The organism is Deltaproteobacteria bacterium (assembly GCA_026388545.1).
Classification (GTDB): domain Bacteria; phylum Desulfobacterota; class Syntrophia; order Syntrophales; family UBA2185; genus JAPLJS01.
In genome coordinates this window covers 1-17393 of sequence record JAPLJS010000126.1, presented here as the reverse complement: position 1 = coordinate 17393, position 17393 = coordinate 1, and the positions used below count along the sequence as shown (strand labels likewise).

12 protein-coding genes and 2 pseudogenes are annotated in these 17393 nt (G+C 47.5%); 10 read left to right on the top strand and 4 right to left on the bottom strand.

Going from position 1 to position 17393, the window contains the following annotated elements; genetic code table 11:
* The 4 genes and pseudogenes from nadE to NTW12_15710 form a co-directional block, all read right to left on the bottom strand.
* On the bottom strand, window positions 1–239 hold a 239-nt coding region (gene nadE, locus NTW12_15725; GenBank protein ID MCX5847778.1), incomplete at its 3' end, for an NAD(+) synthase.
* 156 nt (window positions 240–395) lie between these two features.
* Window positions 396–1000: pseudogene (locus tag NTW12_15720) on the bottom strand (GTP cyclohydrolase, FolE2/MptA family).
* Entirely contained in the window at window positions 1000–1374 is a 375-nt protein-coding gene (gene queD, locus NTW12_15715) for a 6-carboxytetrahydropterin synthase QueD (protein MCX5847777.1), read from the bottom strand. Before queD ends, NTW12_15720 begins: the two are co-directional and overlap by 1 nt.
* 176 nt (window positions 1375–1550) lie before the next feature.
* Window positions 1551–3422 (bottom strand): glycosyltransferase family 39 protein, encoded by a 1872-nt coding sequence (locus NTW12_15710; protein ID MCX5847776.1) that lies wholly within the window; start codon window positions 3420–3422, stop codon window positions 1551–1553.
* Window positions 3423–3877: 455 nt separating this feature from the next.
* Here NTW12_15710 and NTW12_15705 point away from each other — a divergent pair.
* The 10 genes and pseudogenes from NTW12_15705 to NTW12_15660 all read left to right on the top strand — a co-directional run.
* A pseudogene (locus NTW12_15705) lies at window positions 3878–3988 on the top strand (prepilin-type N-terminal cleavage/methylation domain-containing protein).
* 305 nt (window positions 3989–4293) lie between these two features.
* Window positions 4294–6099, top strand: a complete 1806-nt coding sequence (locus NTW12_15700) for a tetratricopeptide repeat protein (GenBank protein MCX5847775.1) — start codon at window positions 4294–4296, stop codon at window positions 6097–6099.
* Between the two features lies 1 nt (window position 6100).
* Complete coding sequence (locus NTW12_15695; GenBank protein MCX5847774.1) at window positions 6101–8011, top strand: tetratricopeptide repeat protein; 1911 nt, start codon at window positions 6101–6103, stop codon at window positions 8009–8011.
* 6 nt (window positions 8012–8017) lie between these two features.
* The gene (locus NTW12_15690) at window positions 8018–9721 is read left to right on the top strand and encodes a tetratricopeptide repeat protein (GenBank protein MCX5847773.1); all 1704 of its coding nucleotides are present in this window, start codon (window positions 8018–8020) and stop codon (window positions 9719–9721) included.
* 37 nt (window positions 9722–9758) lie between these two features.
* Entirely contained in the window at window positions 9759–10514 is a 756-nt protein-coding gene (locus NTW12_15685) for a glycosyltransferase family 2 protein (protein ID MCX5847772.1), read from the top strand.
* A complete protein-coding gene (locus NTW12_15680; protein MCX5847771.1) occupies window positions 10511–11278 on the top strand; it encodes a class I SAM-dependent methyltransferase in 768 nt (255 codons plus the stop codon). Before NTW12_15685 ends, NTW12_15680 begins: the two co-directional genes overlap by 4 nt.
* 81 nt (window positions 11279–11359) lie before the next feature.
* The gene (locus NTW12_15675) at window positions 11360–13342 is read left to right on the top strand and encodes a glycosyltransferase family 39 protein (GenBank protein MCX5847770.1); all 1983 of its coding nucleotides are present in this window, start codon (window positions 11360–11362) and stop codon (window positions 13340–13342) included.
* A 272-nt stretch (window positions 13343–13614) separates the two neighbouring features.
* Complete coding sequence (locus NTW12_15670; protein ID MCX5847769.1) at window positions 13615–14244, top strand: TetR/AcrR family transcriptional regulator; 630 nt, start codon at window positions 13615–13617, stop codon at window positions 14242–14244.
* A gap of 94 nt (window positions 14245–14338) precedes the next feature.
* Window positions 14339–16204 carry an acyl-CoA dehydrogenase gene (locus NTW12_15665; protein ID MCX5847768.1) on the top strand — a complete coding sequence of 622 codons (1866 nt, stop codon included), beginning with the start codon at window positions 14339–14341 and terminating at the stop codon, window positions 16202–16204.
* 26 nt (window positions 16205–16230) lie between these two features.
* On the top strand, window positions 16231–17393 hold a 1163-nt coding region (locus NTW12_15660; protein ID MCX5847767.1), incomplete at its 3' end, for a 3-hydroxyacyl-CoA dehydrogenase family protein.

Genomic DNA, 17393 nt, shown 5'->3' with positions numbered 1-17393 from the left:
ACTACGCTTTGCAGAAGCGCATCCTGGTGAAAGAGATCCTCGTTCGAGTAAGCTGAAATGCCGAGTTCAGGGAAGAGAGCAAGGATAGCATTATTGGCTGACGCTTGCTTGACCAGTTTGATTGTGCTGGCTACGTTAAATGGGGCATCAGCTACCTTCAGCTCCGGTATGCAGACGGCGACCCTGATGAATCCATGATTGTATAAATTAAAATATTGGCGTTCTTCGCTCGATTCCATAGTGTACAGCAACTCCCCGTTTTACTTGTCAGCAATCAACCGGATATTTCCGGGCACATATTTGAAATCGATATTTTGTTTATGCCTCGTAAATTTTGTAAATGATTAGTAAGGTTTTGTCAAAGAAAAATGACAGATAATGCAGCATTGGCTCTATCAGATAGTCTTTTCTACATGGGCGTATGCACTGTGATTGTGGATACTTTCGAAATTTTCAGCTTCCACGCTGTACCACGTGAAATTATCATTTTTGTTTAGCTCCTGGGCCACATTTCTTACCACATCTTCGACGAACATAGGGTTTTCATGTGCTTTTTCGGTAACAAATTTTTCGTCAACCCTTTTCAGGAGGGAATATACTTCGCCGCTCGCCGAGTCTTCAACCAGCCTGATAAGGTCCTCGATCCAAAAAAATTTCTTGAACCTCACCTTCGCAGTTACCATGCTTCTCTGGTTATGGGCGCCCATATTGCTGATTTCCTTTGAACAGGGGCACACCGTAGTGACCGGCACAACAACGCCGACAAGAAAATCTGTTTTGTTACCATTGTTTTGTCCACTGAATGAGCACATGTAGTCCATGAGGCTCTTTGATCCCGATACAGGGGCGGTTTTTTCAACAAAGTAAGGGAATTCAATCTCTATATGCGCTGGGTACCGTTGGCGCGGTCAAGAACGACAATAGGGTATTTTATTCCCTTAACGCCGACTTTTTGAATATCTATATTTCTGTTATCTTTCTGGTTTTGAATATCGATCATTACGTTTTCCCGCTATAAGAGACCTTTGCGTCCTCCGACTCCCAGACGGTGACTCGGGACACATCGACATGGTGATTTTTTGCATTTTCCGAGATCCTGTCGTAAATAAATCTGGCGATGTTTTCCGATGATGGATTAAGATTTTTAAAGTCATTAATTTCATTTAGATATTTATGGTCAAGTTCTTTCAGTATCTCATTGGTCCATTCTTTTAATATCCTGAAGTCGATCAGAATGCCTGTCTCTGTGAGTTCACATGAAGATACTGAGACCTCGACGATAAAGGTGTGACCGTGGAGTTTCTCACACGTGCCCCCGATTTCTTTGAGTGTATGGGCGGCAGAAAAGGATTGCTTTATCGTGACTTCGTACACCGATTCTCCATGTAGTTCTAAGAATCACCTTGGGAACTTTATTAAAAGGAAACATCTCAAAAAAATCGTCAATTTTTCTATGGAACATAAAGACTGCGTTATTGATCAGTTTCACCGATCTTTATATCGGTAATAATGGACAGGTGTCAAGATAAGAAATACTCATAACGGTGTTCTTACTGAATGCTATAAAGAAAGTATGATCCATCATTTTTAACTAAGGAGAGGTGTCCTTTTTGAAAGGAAAAAAACAGGGACATTTCCCCGGGAGAAAAAGTGCTCATGTTGCCATATACATAGTTCACGTCATACATGATGTGGGTGAACCCTCTTGCTCTTAATTCTCTGTGGACGGCTACAGGCGTTGGAGACCTGGAGAGGATTTTTTGAATCGTGTAGGATTCAAACATCGAATCAGAATAATAATCATGCTCGCAGAGAAAGCCCCAGTTCTTCATGTAGATGAGAAAAATTCTGGAATGCTCGGGTAAATTTTTATTTGCAAATTGGAATATGTTGTAGGATGGAAGCGTACGGCTTAAGAACGTTTCCCGATCCTCACAACCGATGGCGACCCCGATCGGCCTGACCTTCAGGAAATGGCCGGTGATATGATACCCGTTGAATGCCATGCCGCCGATTATCACGAGCATCAGAATGCAGAACACAAGTGTTTTTTTGCGGTAATACGACAACACGGAGCCGGTAAGGATCGCCAGGAAGGGGAAAATGGGCATCAGGTAACGAATCTGCTGGGCGCTCCCGGCCCAGAACATAAAAGTAAACGTGCAATATACCATGAAGATTTTTAATAAACTGTTCATATTGCGCATTCCGACAGCAAATGGAAGTGTGAGAATAAAAATCGGTCCGAGAATTCCGTCAAACTGCGGGCTGTTTATCTTTGCGTGGAAGCTCAAATTCCAGGGGAGCAGAATGTAATCGATAAACTCCCTTCCCATACCCAGGTTCTGAACAAATAAATCATAGAATCTCGCCTGTTCCGGTTCCCATCCCTTTCCTCCGAATATCTCATAGAAAAAGGGATAGAAGGGATTGCCCGTCATGATCCAACTCTTTATGTAAAAGGGACTTCCCACAATAAACACGACAGATAAATAGAGAAAGAGTATTTTGACTACTTTTTGTGGTTCCGAACGCTGACGGTTTGCTGCCCACAGAATGCCGAGGCATCCCAAAAACGGCAGGAGCAGGGCTGTGTACTTGCTGGCGATGGCCAATCCGGAGGACAAGCTGCACAGAATAAGCCATCCTTGTTCGTTCCGGTCAAGCCAGTTGATGAAAGCGAATACCGCCGCCATGGAAAAATACGTCACGAAGAGATCATTGTAGGCCATATGTGAGGTGATAAATACGGAAGGAATGGTATAAAAGATGACCGCGCTGAGAACAGGGAAGGAATGTTCGGGCATTCGGTGTCGGACAAACTGGTACATACCGAAGAGAACCAAGAGGAGAACGAAAAAGTGTATACCTTTTGCCATGACATCACCATGCAGAAACAATCCGACAAGAAAGAGCATTTCGCTGTGCAGGGGATAATTGGAAAAGAGGTTCCCTTCTATGAAATAGAAACCATGGTGCTTCAGAAAAAGCTTTGGTACGCCCAGGTGATAGATCAGGGCATCGGTGCCTGTTTCCGGTGTGAGAACAAGCAGGACGCCGGCTGCGAGGCTGACGATTATTATGAGCAGAGCGGCCTTATCACATCCGTGGTGGAGAGATTGTATCGCAGGCGTTGTGATGCGGGTACGTAATTGCAGCCAGCCTGCAAGTGATAGAAAGGCAAGGATGATGAAGAGAATATAAAAAGATGCCGGTGAAAGGAGCTGAAATATTCCCAGGAGAAAAACCGAATAGCCGATAATGGCTAAACCTGTCCCTGCGCAAAAAAAGGCCTGTTCGCCAAAGGAAGAGAAGGTAGCACCTGTTTTGCGCAAAAAAAACCATCCGGCTCCGGTAGCAATGAAACTCAGGCCGGCTAAGAGGAAAAGGGTCAATCCCTGCTGGAAGAGTGTGTTAATCATGGCGATTCAAATCAATGAGAAAAAATGATTGTTAATTTGTACACTTACCATAAAGTCGTATTTCCTGTAAAGACAAAAGCAGTTAATTTCATTTGCATTTGCTCCTGCGATGAAGTAGATACAGATCGTGGTAGTGATGCAAAGAGGTGAAATTGACGGATGATTGGTGAATATTACCGGTCTTCATCGAGTAAAACATGAATGGACTTTGTGCCTGATAGATCGGTGCGGTATCTAATAGGTGATAATGAAAGGTTATTTCACTTAAACATGCCGTAAATGCTTATTTGGTATAGTAATTGCTAAATTAATTGTAAAATTCACTCGTACATAATAATCATTTTATACAGCAAAGGAGGTGGGAGCACAGATTACTTTGTATCGATACAGAAAATCTCAAAGAGAGCGTTGAGAAGATTTATTGTATAAACACAAATTGAAAGGAGAAAAATAGTATGATTCGCACATTTTACAAGAAAAGAGGAGAAAAAGGTTTTACGCTGATCGAACTGATGATCGTCATCGCAATCATCGGTATCCTAGCGGCTATTGCCATCCCGCAGTTTAACGCCTACAGGCAGAGGGGTTACAATGCCGCGGCGAAGGCCGATGCAAAGAACTGCTATACAGCCGCCCAGGCCTATTTCAGTGATAATCCATCTGGCGTCATCGGTGGTACGACTGACCTGACCAACACTGGATTCAACCAGACGAGGGATGTCGTCACCAACGGATCGGGTAATATGGCCGCTTTTACCATCACGTCTAGTCACACGGCAAGCAGCCCGGCAGTCGTTTATTCTGTTTCGACATTGGGCGTCATCACACCGTAACGTTTTTCGCATTTGTATGAAAGGGGTAAGGAAATTTCTTGCCCCTTTTTTTTGAAACGGCTACACTGGCCGTGGAATTTATGACGAACGTCTGGGGAGGAGACATGGCGATAGCTGACTCAGATCGATGGCCGGTAACAGGCAGGCAGCTTCAACTGGTAGTCTGTCTTCTTCTGACGGCATTCACCCTGGCTGTCTTCTGGCAGGTGCAGTTTCATGACTTCATCCTCTATGACGACCCATTGTACGTTACCAGGAACCCTCATGTCCAGTCCGGCCTCACCAGCGGGGGACTCATCTGGGCCCTGACGACGTTTGATGTCAGCAATTGGCATCCCCTCACATGGCTTTCCCTGATGCTGGATTACCATTTTTTTCGTCTGAATCCCGCGGGCTATCACTGGACCAACCTCATTATCCATATCGCCAATACAATCCTTCTCTTCACCGTTTTCAGACGGATGACGGAAGATATCTGGAAAAGCGCCATTGTCGCCGCCCTGTTTGCCATTCACCCCCTGCACGTGGAGTCCGTCGCCTGGATATCGGAGAGGAAGGATGTTTTGAGCGCCTTCTTTTGGTTTTTGACGATGGGGGCCTATATCCGTTATACGGAGCGCCCGGGGACGGGAAACTATCTCATGCTCATCGCCGCTTTTGTCTCGGGACTGATGGCCAAGCCCATGCTTGTCACATTGCCCTTCGTCCTGCTTTTACTCGATGTCTGGCCCCTGAGACGTCTTGCTTTTCCATGTATCCCTTCTGAAAAGACTGTCTCTGTGGGCGTGGAAGGAAAAGTGATTAGCTGGTTTCATGCGATCCGGGAGAAACTCCCGCTTTTTTTTCTCGCTTTCCTTTCCAGCGTCATCACCTATCTTGCGCAGATGAGCTGGAAATCTGTGGGATCCCTGGAGATGTTTTCCCTAAACATCAGGATAGCCAATGCCCTGATTTCTTATGTGCACTACATTGTAAAGATGTTTTGGCCCGCTAATCTGGCCTTTTTCTATCCATACATTGTGTGGTGGCCTACCTGGATCGTAGCCGGGGCGGCGCTTCTCCTTGCCGGGTTGACGTACCCGATACTGAAGCACATGGGAACCCGTCCATACCTTACCGTTGGCTGGCTCTGGTATCTGGGAACCCTTATTCCCGTCATCGGCGTCGTGCAGGTGGGGTCTCAGGCCATGGCGGACCGCTACACCTATATTCCCCTCATCGGCCTTTTCATGATGATCGCCTGGGGTGTCCCCGAACTTTTTGGCAATTGGCGTTTCAGAAAAATTTACCTTTCCGTTTTATCGGGGGTCGTCCTGACTGTTCTGGCGCTGTCTTCCTGGCAGCAGGTGCAGTACTGGCGGAACAGCGTGACCCTCTTCGAGTACGCCCTGTCTGTCACCTCGAAAAATTATCTTACTCACAACAATCTGGGTGTAGCACTCTTCCTTGAAGGAAGAACAGAGGAGGCTGTGCGTCATTATAATGCGGCCATGCAGATTAAACCCGACTACCAGGACGCCCATTACAACATCGGCATGACCCTGGCAGCTCAGGGAAAGTATGAGGAGGCCATCCACCGTTATCGCGAAGCGTTGCGCATCGCACCAGACAATGCGAACACTCATAACAACATCGGTGTAGCCCTGGCGGCTCAAGGAAAATATGACGAAGCCATCTGCTATTATTCTGAAGCCTTACGGATCCGTTCCGATCATGAAAATGCCAGGGCGAACCTGGCGGCTGCAATGGTCCGCAGGGAGGGACAGCGGAAGGCTATCGAGGGTAAGACTGATGCGCGCCGTCCGACATCGCGCGGAGTGACCGGTGAATGGGGGCGGGATTGACATGGCGCTCGGAGAAAGAGAACCTTTTTTAAATAAACTCCCTTACAGGAAACTCGTCTTCCTGTTTTTGGCGGCAGCGACGCTCGGTGTGTACTGGCAGGTTCAGTATCACGACTTCATTAACTATGACGACCCCGCCTATGTGACCTCGAACCGCCATGTCCAGACCGGCCTGACCATCAGCGGGATATCCTGGGCCCTGACAACGATGGATCTCAGCAACTGGCATCCTCTAACATGGCTGTCCCACATGGCGGACTACCATATCTTCGGGCTGAATCCGGCGGGACATCATTGGACGAACCTCTTGTTCCATCTCCTTAACGTCATCCTCTTATTTTACATCTTTAACCGTTTCACTGGGGACATGTGGAAGAGCACTATGGTGGCGGCCCTGTTTGCCATTCATCCCCTCAATGTAGAGTCCGTCGCCTGGGTATCGGAGCGAAAGAATGTCCTCAGCACCTTCTTCTGGATGCTCACGATCCTTGCCTACGGATACTATGCCTTTAATCCGCACTGGAAAAGATATGTAGTGGTTCTGGTCGCCTTTACCCTGGGGCTTATGGCCAAGCCGATGCTGGTGACGCTTCCCTTCGTCCTGCTCCTTTTTGACTGGTGGCCCTTGAGAAGGACGCGGTTCAGTCTTTGCGACGGGGACATGCAGAACCCAGCCGGCCGGTGGATATCCCCGGGAGAGGGAAAGACGTCTGTTAACAGGCTGCTCCTCGAGAAAATACCTCTCTTCATTCTGACTATTTTTTCAATCATTATGACCTTGAAAGCCGCTTCAGGACAAGCTATTGCGGCAGTAGAGGTCCTTCCCATGCTTTCCAGGATTGAGAATGCCATCATTTCCTACGTGTTTTACATCGGCAAGATGTTATGGCCGGAGAAGCTGTCGATTTTTTATCCCTATCCCCCTATCCGTCCCCTGTGGCAGGTCTTTGGCGCGGCTCTGCTGCTTGCCGGCATTACGGCCGCGGTGATCCGGAAACTCAAGCCTTATCCGTATATGGCTGTGGGATGGTTCTGGTATGTAGGCACCCTCATTCCCGTGATTGGCCTGGTTCAGGTGGGCATGCAGGCCATGGCGGACCGGTACATGTATGTTCCCATGATCGGGATCTTTATTATGATCGCATGGGGTATCTCTGATTTTTTCAGAAGCTGGTCCGGACGGAAAATGATGCTTGCAGTTTCCTCCGGGGTGGTTCTCTGCCTCCTGATGGTATGCACCTTCCTACAGGTGCAACACTGGCAGAACAGCGTCCACCTGTTCAGACATGCCGTTTCAGTCACTTCAGGAAACTTTATTGCTTATAACCTCCTGGGAAATGCCCTGAGAGATACGGGACAATTCGAAGAGGCGATGACCAACTATCGTCAGGCTATCAGGGTAAACCCAGAGTTCTGGCCCGCTTACAACAATAGTGGGGTGGCCTTAGCGGCTCAGGGAAAGTATGATGATGCAATCCGCTCTTATTCTTCGGCCATCGTGTTATCCCGGAAGGCCATGGCCATGAGTCGCGATGTTGCGTGGATTCGATTCAACCTTGGAGACGCCCTTATGCAAACCGGCAGTATCGACGAGGCTGCATTCCAGTTTAGACAGGCGGGCAGGCTCCGGCCGGAGGTGGCGGTATTCCACAACGGTCTGGGTGTCGCCCTGATCAGACAGGGAAGGTATGATGAAGCCGTCAAGGAGTTTCGCGAGACTATCCAGCTTGATCCGGACCATGCCGGCGCCCATCATAATCTTGCCATGGTTCTTTCCCATCAGGGGAACCTCCAGGAGGCCGTTGTTCATTTTTCGGAAGCGCTTCGAATCCAGCCCGATTATGGGGAGGCCCGGCGGAATCTGCAGGAGGTTTTAAAGAAAATGACCAATCCACGGATGACGGATGAGTGATGGGCTATGGAAAAAAGCTTGAAGATTTCCAGGGAGGTTATCGTCTGCCTGCTTCTGACAGCAACAGTCCTTACCGTCTACTGGCCAGTACACCACTTTGATTTTGTCGCCTGCGACGACAACATCTATGTAACGGAGAACCACCATGTCAGAGAGGGTCTGTCCGGCCGAAACATCGTTTGGGCCTTCACGACCACCGATACGACCAACTGGCATCCCCTGACATGGCTTTCTCTTTTGGCGGATTCCTCTCTTTACGGTCTTTACGCAGGGGGCTATCATCTCACCAATGTTCTGCTTCACCTGACCAATTCCCTCCTGCTTTTCTTCCTCCTCAGGCGGATGACGGGGACCACAGTCAGGAGCGGTTTTGCCGCGGCCCTGTTTGCACTCCATCCCATAAACGTGGAATCCGTCGCCTGGGTGGCGGAGAGGAAAAATGTCCTCAGCACCTTCTTCTGGTTTGCGACGATATGGGCCTATGCAGGGTATGCCACCCATCCCGGCTGGAGGCGCTATCTCATCGTGATCCTTCTGTTTGCTGCAGGTCTCATGGCGAAGCCCATGCTGATCACACTCCCTGTCGTCCTGCTTTTGATTGATTACTGGCCCCTTAGGCGCTTTTCTGCCGGAGAGACGGATAAAAGCAACACAGTACTGTATGAAGTGAAAAGTGGCTCAAAAAGGAGGGTGGCTTTATGTCTCATCAGGGAAAAAATTCCTCTTCTTCTCCTGTCTGTCATATCCGCCTCTGTAACGCTATACATTGCAGACATGGGCGGTGCCGTCAAGTCTCTATCTGCCTTTCCTCTTGAAGGGAGAATCGCCAATGCCTTGGTCTCTTACGGAGTCTACCTCGAGAAAATGGTTTGGCCTGTCGAATTGGCGTTTTTCTATCCCTGGAGGGAGGTCATCTCTCCGTCACAGATCATTCTTTCCGCCTCACTCATGACGGGACTGACCGCTTTCGTTTTATGGGGTGCGAAACGCCGGCCGTACTTGCCCGTCGGCTGGATGTGGTACATATTGACCCTGGTGCCCGTCATCGGAATTGTACAGGTGGGATACCAGGCGATGGCAGACCGGTATGCCTATGTTCCTATGATAGGGATCTTCATTATGGTGGCCTGGGGCGTTCCCGATCTCTTTTCGAGATTTTCACGACACCATGGGATTTTCATTTTCCTGTCGGCGGGAGTGATCGCTGCTCTGGCGGTGGTTTCTTGCTACCAGGTAAGCCACTGGCAAAACTCTGAAAAGGTTTTTAGCCATGCCCTCCAGGTAACGCGAGATAACCATATGGCGCAAAACGGCATGGGTTATTATTATCTTGTTCGGGGAGATTATGAACAGGCGGAGGTTCATCTCCAGGAGTCCCTTCGGATCAGACCGGATTATATCGATGCGCAGAACAATTTGGGCATCGTGTACATGAAACAGTCACTTTTTGAGAAGGCCATTAACCAATACCATAAAGTACTGGAGATCAGTCCCGGTGATGCCAGGGTGCTAAACAATCTTGGTGTGGCTTTAGCCTGCCGGGGGCAATATGAAGAGGCCGTTAGCCGATTCGGGGAAGCCCTCCGGCTCGATCCCGCTTACAGGGAGGCCAAAGACAACCTCACAAAGGCCGAGGATGAGCTGGAGAAGTCGGTCAGACGGCAAAAGCGTTCGCTGAAGATGCATCTGCCTCTGGACAAGAGACAATAAATTCAATATATCACATAATAGCAGAGAGGGAATACGCATGTTCAAGAATCAAAAGGTTATCGTCGTCATGCCCGCCTACAACGCGGCGCAGACTCTGAAAATGACCTATAGTGAGGTCATGGAGCAGGGGATCGTTGACAGGGTGATTCTCGTGGACGACGCGAGCCGTGATGAAACATCGGCCATTGCCAGGGCTCTTCCCCGTACCAGGGTACATGTTCACGACAGAAACCGCGGCTATGGGGCCAATCAGAAGACATGTTACCGAATGGCCCTGGAAGAGGGGGGGGACATCATCATCATGGTCCATCCCGATTACCAGTACACACCGAAATTGATTCCCGCCATGGCCTCCATGATTGGAAGCGGTCTTTATCACTGCGTTCTTGGATCGAGAATTCTCGGGGGATATGCCATCAGGGGAGGGATGCCCCTGTGGAAATATGTGGCCAACCGTTTTCTCACCTTCGTGGAAAATGTGCTTCTCGGCGCGAAGCTCTCCGAATATCACACGGGATACCGCGCATTTTCAAGACAGCTTATTGAGCGTCTTCCCATCGAGGGAAACTCCGACGATTTTGTCTTCGACAACCAGATGTTGGCCCAGATCATCTGGTTCGATTATACCATCGCCGAGATCAGCTGTCCCACAAAATACTTTGCGGAATCGTCATCAATCAACTTTCAACGCAGCGTGAAATATGGAATGGGCTGTCTCATGACGGCGCTGACTTTTCGCCTGTCAAAAACGGGGATCGTCAGATCGAACATGTTTCCCAGGAACCACCCATGACGTTATCAAACGACAACCGTTTTGCGGATTTCTTTGAAGATGAGAAATATATTGCACTGAAGAACTACCTGTATAACTATCTTCTCAGAAAGCGTGCCGTTGAGAAGGTGATGCGAAATGAAACAGAAGGGGTTTTTCTTGAGATAGGGAGCGGCATGTCTCCCGTTTTGACCTCCCGAAATGAGGTTGTTTATTCCGACCTGTCCTTTTCGGCTCTCAGAACATTAAAGAAGATCCATGGCAAAGGGCATTATGTCGTGGCCGATGGCATGAACCTGCCATTCAAGGCAGATGCCTTTTCCCACACCGTTTCTTCCGAGGTCATGGAACATCTCGCAGATGACCGAAAGGCCCTGAGGGAAATCGCCGGAGTGACAAAGCGTGGGGGCAGCCTTGTTGTCACGTTTCCACACCGACATTTTTATTTTTCCTTTGATGACCGTTTCGTAAACCACTACCGCCGTTATGAGCTTCTTGAAATGGAACGCTTGTTGATAGAGGTCGGGTTCGACCCCTTGTTGATTCGGAAAGTGCTGGGACCTCTCGAAAAGATGACCATGCTCATGGTCACGGCATGTATTTCCACCCTTCAGAGATCAAGAGGTAAGGCGCAAATCAGGGGAAAGAAATCAAAGCCTGCGAGCGTCATGATGCGTCTCTTCCGATGGACCAACAGATTGTATGCCGGTCTCGCACGGATTGATGCCATCATCATGCCCCGCGCGTTATCAGCCGTATTGTTAATAAAGGCCGTAAAAAAATGATCGAACCGCTTCGCGCCGTCTGTAACATAATCGCAGGCACATAAGGCCGGACTCGCTATCCGTTTGTTTCTTGCTGCAAAGATGAATATTGATCATTTAGGGAAAACCATATCGGGACAGGATCGGCATCGAAGAGCATACGTGATCGGTATGGCGATCTTTGTTCTCGTGACAGGCGTATTCATGGTCTTGAAAGCTCTTACAGACCGTGATATCGCGTTTTTATGCTCTGAGCAGGGTGCGGAATGGATTCGCTTTCGTGAACAGACAAAACTGAAGATACGGTGGGATCAATCACTTAACACTTTTTTCCGCACCACCTTCGAGGTAAGTAAGCCGCTGAATGAGGCCGTTTTGCGTTTCCGTGCAATGAAAGTGGCGGCAATCTATCTTGACGGGCAGATTATCTACAGGGGGAGCCAGTCCCTTGTTCATGAATGGAAAAAAGAACGGCGACTCGATCTCACATCAGGACTTTCACCGGGGGTCCACGAGTTGTATGTTGCAGTGCAGAACCATAACGGACATCCTGCTCTTATCGCTTATTGCACACCACTGAAAATTGTTACCGGTGAACACTGGGAAGCAAGTATTGATGGTAAATCATGGCATAAAGCCTTGCCTGTCAACGACACACCACCACTGCCGCTTTCGCGCAGTTTTCAACGCGCGGATCAGGCCCTCATCGCGAATTTACATTTATACTTGCCTATATTTATGCTGGCATTCCTTTGCACCCTGCTTCCTTCACACCCCACGCGTCTCGCCTGGACAATGATCTTTCGGCCGTCGGCTTTGAGGGTTCGCTGGGTGATCATTGCTTTATGGATCATCATGGCCGTCAACAACGTTGCAAAAATTCCTCTGGATGTCGGCATGGATATTAAAGGCCATATGCAATATATTACATACATATCTGAAAATATGCGCATTCCCCTTGCTACGGAAGGATGGCAGATGTTTCAGCCGCCGTTGTTTTATATCCTGTCTGCCTTTGTTCACAAAGCTCTGACTGGTGTTTTTTCCTCTGAATTTTCAGAATATGCCTTGCGGATCATACCGCTTTTCTGCGGGATCGCTCAGGTCGAGTTGTGTTACCGAACGCTGCAGAAGGTCTATCCGGGAAGAGACGATCTTCAATCCCTTGGAACCGTCATAGGGGGTCTCCTGCCCATGAATCTTTATATATCTCAGTTTGTCGGCAATGAACCTCTGGCGGCTTTCTTTTCCTCTGTAGTGATTCTGTTTGTTATTAGAATCCTTTCTTCTCCGTTGGTGCCATCTAGACACGACCTGTTCCTGACGGGTTTATTTCTGGGTCTTGCCATTCTGACGAAAATGAGCACTTTGCTTCTCGTTGTGCCCGTTGCCGTCTTTTTGCTCTGCCAAAGCACCGGTCGGGATAAGAAAATATTCACCAAAGCGTCATCTCAAATGATCGTTTTTGTTTTCGGTGTGGCTTTTCTCATTTCTGGCTGGTATTACATCCGTAACTGGATCGAAATGGGGAACTTATTTATGGGCGGTTGGGACCCGTCGAGAAATATCGTTTGGTGGCAGGATCCCGGCTACAGAACTCCTATACAATTGTTCACTTTTGGCGAATCGTTTTTTTATCCCGTATATTCCGCTGTTGTCAGCTTTTGGGACGGTCTTTATTCCACGTTCTGGATGGATGGATATTTGAGTGCCTATAACCGCCCTCCGTGGAATTACAGTTTCATGCTATCGAGTGCCTGGTTGTCCATTCTGCCGACAGCAGCGATTCTGACATGCATGGCTGTATTGCCGGCAAGGATTAACGGGAACATTCATAAAGGACTTCTTTTTGCATCCTTTTCCGTCATCATCTATATATCAGCCATTTTCTATATTTTTCTATCAGTTCCCGTTTTAAGCTCTGCGAAGGCATCGTATGCCCTTGGTCTGGTTCCCTGCATAGCCGTCCTCTTCGTCTACGGGTTTGACGTCATAACGCATGATTCCGTTTTAGTCAAAGGAGTTGTGAATGGTTGCCTTGCCTGTTGGGCAGTCGCCGCATATACGGCATATTTTGTCATTTAGCCAGTCCCGAAAAATGAATTTTCGTAATTTTCCTTGACACCGTTAAAATTATCGTATAGAAATGTGACCACTGGTCATATAATGACCATAGTTCATGCCTTGATAAGACCCTTGAAGAAACTGCTTTTTTTCATTTCGACCGGAGGGAGAAACCTTATAAATCATTGATATATCTCGATATAGTTATAACCATTGGATCCATGACAATGAGGGGTTACCAATAAAACCGCACTTTTTAATATAAAAGATTTACGAGAGGATCAGCTGTTTTTATGTTTGAAAGAAGAAGGAAACGGGAAAAAAATGTCAGAAAAGGTATTATCCTCAAATCGGCAAGAAGGCTTTTTTTTGAAAAAGGGTTCAAATCCGTGACGGTTGAAAGCATTGCGAAGAAAGCTGAACTGAGCAAGGGGGCCGTCTATCTCCACTTTAAGAGCAAGGATGAAATATACACGCAGATTCTTCTTGATGATATCGATAAGTTTCATAAACGGGTAAGCGGTTTGTTCGGAAATGGGAGCAGCGCCTCTGCTATTCTGGTTCGACTATCCGATATTTATGTGGATTTTTTTCTCAAGGACAAGGAGTTGTTCAGAATTTTGATGACATTCATGCTCAATGCCAATCACAGGAATCTGCCGGAAGAAGTTGAGAATCACATTATCAAGACGACCAATAAAACCATCGATATCATAGAGAAAATTCTCCAATACGGCATAGAAACTCATGATTTTCCTCCAACGATTAACTTACGTCAAAACAGAAATGCCATATGGGGACTCCTTAACGGGATCATTTCATTATATTTATTCACCGGATCGGAATCAAAAAGAGAAGATCTGATTCGTTCCACGGTCCAAACAAGTCTGGAAATCTTTATCCGGGGTTTAAAAGCGTCATGATGCGGTGGAGCAAAGCGATCAACACAAACCTTTTTAATTAAGAAGCGTCTTTTAACGAAAAGCGCTTTCACAGGTCAGGAGGGGAGGTTTTCTTATGAGCAATATGTTGGTTAATACGAGAGATCAGCTGTTTGTTCTTTTTGAGCAACTTGGTGTTGAAAAGTTGTTTGAAAGTGAGAAGTTTGCGGATTTCTCGAAAGAATTAGTGTTAATGATGCAGAGCGAAGCGGAGAAGATTGCCGTGCATGTCCTTCTTCCGGCATACCCTGAAGGGGACAAGGAAGGATGCATCTTTAAGGAAGGGAAAGTATCTGTTCCTGCAAGCTTTCATGAGGTATTCAGGAAATATGCTGAGGGCGGATGGCTTTGTCCCACGGAATCTCCTGACGTGGGAGGCCAGGGATTGCCTATTGTTGTAGCGACGGCATGCTCAGAGTTCATGTTTGCAGCCAATTTTCCCTTTCTTATGTATCCTGGCCTGACACACGGAGCCGCTCGTTTGATTGAACAGTTTGGAACAGAGGAGCAAAAGAATAAATACATGTACAACATGTATGCCGGTAAGTGGACCGGTACAATGTGTCTGACCGAACCGGGAGCAGGCAGCGATGTCGGCTCCCTGAAATCAGCGGCAAAGAAATTACCCGATGGGACATACAGCATCACCGGAACAAAGATATTCATTTCCTGCGGTGATCATGACCTTACGGAGAATATTATTCATCCTGTTTTAGCCAGGATCGAAGGTGATCCTTCCGGGACAGCAGGCATTTCCATCTTTCTTGTTCCAAAATACCGGGTGAATGACGACGGCAGTATCGGTGAACTCAACGATGTACGGACAGGTAATGTCGAGCATAAGATGGGCATCAAGGGTTCCGCTACCTGTACGTTGAATTTCGGCGATGAGGGGAAGTGCATCGGTGAACTTCTGGGAAAAGAGCGGCAGGGCATGAGGGTCATGTTCCACATGATGAACGAAGCAAGGCTCGAGGTAGGAATGCAGAGTCTCGGTCATGCCACCGCAGCTTATGAACACGCCGTTCAATATGCCAAAGAGAGAATTCAAGGTGTTCCCGTCTGGGAGATGAAAAATCCTGATGCCAAGGCTGTTCCTATTATCCATCATCCGGATATCAGGAGAAAGCTCTTATGGATGAAAGCCCATGTTGAAGGCATTCGGACCCTGATCTACTTCATAGGCTATTGCATGGATCTGGCAAAGATTTCAAACACAGAGCAGGAGAGAGAAAAGTGGCACGGGCTGGTTGAACTTCTCATACCGGTCTGCAAGGCATATTCATCAGAAAAGGCTCAACTTGTCTGCTCCGCCGCCATTGATGTGTATGGCGGATATGGATACTGTTCCGATTATCCCGTGGAACAGTATTTCAGGGATTGTAAAATTGCCAGCATCTATGAAGGGACAAACGGTATTCAGTGTCTTGACCTGGTCGGCAGGAAACTCGGTCAGCGAAAAGGCATGGATGTCATGAATCTCTTTAGTGAGATCAATGCAAATATTATGAAAACAAAGCGGGATGAAGATATCAAGAAGCATGTTGCTTATCTGGAAGAGGCTTACAACGCCTTGATTGATCTTACCATGCATTTTGCGCAACTCGGAAAAAGCGCAGGTTTTCTCATGCCCATTTTGAATGCGACCCCTTACCTTGAAATTTTTGGTGATGTTGTGATAGGGCATTTCCTGGTGCAGGCTGCAGGCCTTGCAAATGAAAAATTAAATGCCATATACAGGGAAAAAGGCGTGGAGGATTCAAAGGGAAAGAAACGTGCATTGGTCCGTGAGGATCGCGATGTTGCCTTTTACTGTGGAAAGATTGCAGCCGCGAAGTTCTTTGCAGTAGACGTTCTTTCCGCCGTAAAGGCAAAATGTGAAGCGATCAAATTCGGCGAGAACATCCCTATTGAAATTGCAGATGAATCTTTTACCTACTAAGTATAGCACGATAAAGGAGGACAATTATGGCTTATAACATTAAAAAAGCCGCGGTCTTAGGCGCGGGAGTTATGGGGGCGTCCATAGCAGCCCATTTGACCAACGCGGGAATCGAATGCGTACTGCTTGATATCGTGCCCTTCGAACTAACAGATGCCGACAAAGAGAAGGGTTTAAGCGAGAAAAGTCCCGAATGGCGTAACAGATTTGCTGCGAACGGATTGAATGCTTTATTGAAATCCAAACCGGCCGCTTTCTATACAAAGAGAAACGCCTCAATGATGAGAATTGGAAATTTTGAAGATAATCTGAAATGGCTCTCTGATGTGGACTGGGTTATTGAAGCTGTCATTGAGAATCTCAAAATAAAACAGGAACTCTTTGCCAAAGTTGAAAAGGTAATAAAACCGGAATGTATTGTATCAACGAATACGTCAGGTATCCCTATCAAAGATATTTCTGCCGATTTCAGCCCGAAATTGAAGAAGAATTTCCTGGGAACACACTTTTTTAATCCGCCCCGCTATATGAAACTACTGGAGATTATTCCCGGTGAAGAGACGAAGAAAGACGTTGTGGATTATATGGTGGAGTTCTGCGAGCAGGTGCTGGGTAAAGGTGTCGTGATCTGTAAGGACGTTCCTAATTTCGTTGGAAACCGCATCGGTGTCTTCGACATATCGAATGCAATCCGCTTAATGGTTGATAGGAAGATGAAGATCGATGAAACGGACGCCATTATCGGGAAGGCATTGGGCAGGCCGGGTTCGGCAATCTTTGGAACCCTGGACCTGGTGGGTCTGGACACCGGACACCATGTCATGAAAAATCTCTATGAAGCGGTGCCTGATGACGAGATGAGGGATATGTTCATCCCCTCGGATGTCATGAATATAATGATGGAACGGAAATGGTTGGGCAATAAGACGAAGCAGGGATTCTACAAACGGGCGGCGGGTGATAAGGGCAAGAAGGAAAAACTGGTTCTTGACTATACAACTATGGAATATGTTCCTGCGACCAAACCGAAATTCGAATCGATTTCACTGGCGAAAAAAGTGGAAGATAACGTCCCTAAGATGATCAAGACTGTATTTGATGGAACCGATGTCGCGGCGGATCTCGCCCGTGAGTATTTCTGCAACAATTTTATCTATGCTGCCAACCGTATTCCCGAGATTTGCGACAA

What these genes read in the sequence shown, in the direction of transcription:
- NTW12_15665 (MCX5847768.1), top strand. Translation starts at nt 14,339, where the DNA reads ATGAGCAATATGTTGGTTAATACGAGAGATCAGCTGTTTGTTCTTTTT.
- NTW12_15680 (MCX5847771.1), top strand. Translation starts at nt 10,511, where the DNA reads ATGACGTTATCAAACGACAACCGTTTTGCGGATTTCTTTGAAGATGAG.
- NTW12_15690 (MCX5847773.1), top strand. Translation starts at nt 8,018, where the DNA reads ATGGAAAAAAGCTTGAAGATTTCCAGGGAGGTTATCGTCTGCCTGCTT.
- NTW12_15685 (MCX5847772.1), top strand. Translation starts at nt 9,759, where the DNA reads ATGTTCAAGAATCAAAAGGTTATCGTCGTCATGCCCGCCTACAACGCG.
- NTW12_15675 (MCX5847770.1), top strand. Translation starts at nt 11,360, where the DNA reads ATGAATATTGATCATTTAGGGAAAACCATATCGGGACAGGATCGGCAT.
- NTW12_15670 (MCX5847769.1), top strand. Translation starts at nt 13,615, where the DNA reads ATGTTTGAAAGAAGAAGGAAACGGGAAAAAAATGTCAGAAAAGGTATT.
- NTW12_15695 (MCX5847774.1), top strand. Translation starts at nt 6,101, where the DNA reads ATGGCGCTCGGAGAAAGAGAACCTTTTTTAAATAAACTCCCTTACAGG.
- NTW12_15710 (MCX5847776.1), bottom strand. Translation starts at nt 3,422, where the DNA reads ATGATTAACACACTCTTCCAGCAGGGATTGACCCTTTTCCTCTTAGCC.